We start from the raw sequence: 2,429 nt of genomic DNA, 5'->3' as shown, positions 1-2,429 counted from the left end.
GGCCCCACACGCTCAGCAGGGACCGGCAACGTGCCCTCACGGAACCAGCGATACGCGGTCTGTCGATGCACACCGTTCGCTTCCGCCCACTCCGTGAGGTTCATAAGCAAGATCGTAACATTGCTCGAGTGTTCTAACACTCACTCAATCGACCATAGGGGCGCACAGCTGCCCACCCCTGGCACACCCTCCCCCACCGGATTGGACCGGCACACCCATGGCACGACTGATCCCGCTCGTCCTGATAGCCCTCGCCCTGTGGTTCTGGCTGCGGGCGAGGAAGAAGACCGCCGCGTACATGGACTCCTACGAATCGCCGCCCCGCGGGGCGGGTGAGCGTGACGAGCGCCGCGACCCCCCGGGCCCGGCCGCCTGAGACGCTTCCGTCCCCGGCCTCCCGGCGCCACCATGCCCGGCACCCGCCCCGTTCGGGGGTGGGGTCAGGCGGCCAGCCGGACCGCGCCCCTGGGCATCCGGGCCGTGGGCGTGCGGCCGGGCGGGCTGGTAACTTGACCCCATGACGGTGGCATTGATCGACTCAGGGTTTGGCCTCCTTTCCACCGCTGGCTGGCTTCGGCACCTCGCCCCGGAACTCGATCTGCTTCTGCTTCTGGACCCCGACGGCGCCCCCTGGGGACCGAGAACAGCCTCCTTCGTGACGGACCGTCTGTTCAGTACCGCTCAATTGGCGGTCCGGCGGGGCGCGGAGGCCATCGTGATTCCCTGCAACACCGCCACCGTCACCGCGATAGACGCTCTGCGCGAGACGTTCGAGCCGCGTGTGCCCGTGATCGGAACCGTGCCCGCCGTGAAACCGGCCGCGGCAACCGGCCAGGGCATCGCCGTGTGGGCAACCGTCCGGACCACGTCGAGTGACTACCAGGACCGTCTGATCGCGGACTTCGCGAACGGTAGGCCTGTAGCGCGTGTCGCATGCCCGGGTCTGGCCGAGGCGATCGACCACGGTGACATGGCCGCAGCAGCGGAAGCGATCGCCGATGCAGCCGAGCGAACCCCCCAGAATTGCGCCTCCGTGGTGCTGGGATGCACGCACTATCCCCTGGTGGCGCCGGAGATTCTGCAGAGCTTGCCCGTCGGAACCACCCTGTACGACAGCGCGGAGGCGGTCGCCCGCCAAACACTGCGGCGATTGGACCGAAGCGGGGACTCGCACAGCACCGTGGGCTCCATCGACGTGGTACTCAGCGGTCGCCGCGGAAACCTCCCAACAGGCGCCCACGCCTACCCCGTGGGCCGCGCCCTCGCCACCGCAGCGCGGGTACCCCGCGAGATTCTCATCTCCGCCACAACTCGCTCCCCGATGGCTGCTCCAGCGATCTGACCAAGCCACGGATCCCCTGCACCTTCTCGGTCAGGCGTACAACACTCCGTTCGCGGCAGGCTGTTTCGCGACAGGGCTCCCCACCGCGCCTATCTGCGCGGTCTCTAAGCTTGACGTTTAACCTCGCAGGTCACCCGACCTGCTGATCTGCGGTCCTTCTCGGGACATCAGGGGCGGCCGTTCTCCACGCTTCGAGATGTCGAGTCACGAAGCACGAGAGAACGGCCGCTGCTCATGAGTTTCCCTGCCGTGCCGCCCGCGAGCGAGGCGTTGGACGTCTTGTCCCGCTTTCGGGTTGAGTTCTACGAGAGCCTGTACGCCCGCGCGGACGTGCTCTTCGAGCTGACCGACGCGGTGCTGTGCACCGATGGCCCGGTCAAGACACTGGTCGAGCTCTCCCTCGCGCATGAGATGCGGCGCGGGCACGGCGCCCTGTACGCGGCTCTGGACAAGGGCTGGTGCGAACCGGCCCGCATGCGCCGGGCGCTGGCCGACCTCCCGCTGCCCCGCATCACCGACGGCCGCATCGCCTTGGCGGTGGACGTCTCCAACTGGCTGCGTCCCGACGCGAACACCAGCCCTGACCGGCTCTTCTGCCACGTCCACGGCCGCCGAGCCGACCGCAGCTGCGACCAGCTGATCCCGGGCTGGCCCTACTCCTTCGTCGCGGCCCTCGAATCGGGACGCACTTCCTGGTGCGCCCTGCTGGACGCCGTCCGCCTGGGGCCGGCCGACGACGCCACCGCGGTCACCGCCGCCCAGCTGCGCGAAGTCGTCACCCGCCTCATCACCGCAGGCCACTGGAGCAACGGCGACCCCGACATGCTGATCGTGATGGACGCCGGCTACGACAGCGCCTACCTCTCCCACGCCCTGGCCGATCTGCCCGTGGTCCTGGTCGGGCGCCTGCGTTCGGATCGCGTCATGCTCCGCGACGCGGGCCCCGCCCGCTCCGGCCCCCGGGGCGGGCGGCCGCGCAAACACGGCGGCGTGCTGACCTTCGCCAAGCCGGAGTCCTGGCACGCACCCGAGGTCACCACTGTGACGGACACCACCCGCTACGGGAAGGCGGAGGCGATGGCCTGGG

3 protein-coding genes and 1 pseudogene are annotated in these 2,429 nt (G+C 69.3%); 3 read left to right on the top strand and 1 reads right to left on the bottom strand.

The window, feature by feature from the left end; genetic code table 11:
* Positions 1-104 (bottom strand): annotated as a pseudogene (locus tag ACFU5K_RS31625) (IS607 family transposase); the annotation flags it as partial.
* A gap of 113 nt (positions 105-217) precedes the next feature.
* On the opposite strand from ACFU5K_RS31625, the gene ACFU5K_RS31620 reads away from it, so the two are divergent.
* The 3 genes from ACFU5K_RS31620 to ACFU5K_RS31610 form a co-directional block, all read left to right on the top strand.
* Positions 218-376, top strand: coding sequence for a hypothetical protein (locus ACFU5K_RS31620; RefSeq protein ID WP_384068117.1), 159 nt, complete (start codon positions 218-220; stop codon positions 374-376).
* A gap of 141 nt (positions 377-517) precedes the next feature.
* Positions 518-1,342, top strand: coding sequence for a glutamate racemase (locus tag ACFU5K_RS31615; RefSeq protein WP_384068114.1), 825 nt, complete (start codon positions 518-520; stop codon positions 1,340-1,342).
* A gap of 234 nt (positions 1,343-1,576) precedes the next feature.
* The coding region (locus ACFU5K_RS31610) for a transposase (protein WP_384068111.1) at positions 1,577-2,429 on the top strand (853 nt) is incomplete at its 3' end.

It is taken from the genome of Streptomyces sp. NPDC057428, assembly GCF_042803195.1.
Lineage (GTDB): Bacteria > Actinomycetota > Actinomycetes > Streptomycetales > Streptomycetaceae > Streptomyces.
Note: the sequence above shows the minus strand (reverse complement) of the source record. Positions and strands in the feature narration are given on the sequence as shown.

What these genes read in the sequence shown, in the direction of transcription:
- ACFU5K_RS31620 (WP_384068117.1), top strand. Translation starts at nt 218, where the DNA reads ATGGCACGACTGATCCCGCTCGTCCTGATAGCCCTCGCCCTGTGGTTC.
- ACFU5K_RS31615 (WP_384068114.1), top strand. Translation starts at nt 518, where the DNA reads ATGACGGTGGCATTGATCGACTCAGGGTTTGGCCTCCTTTCCACCGCT.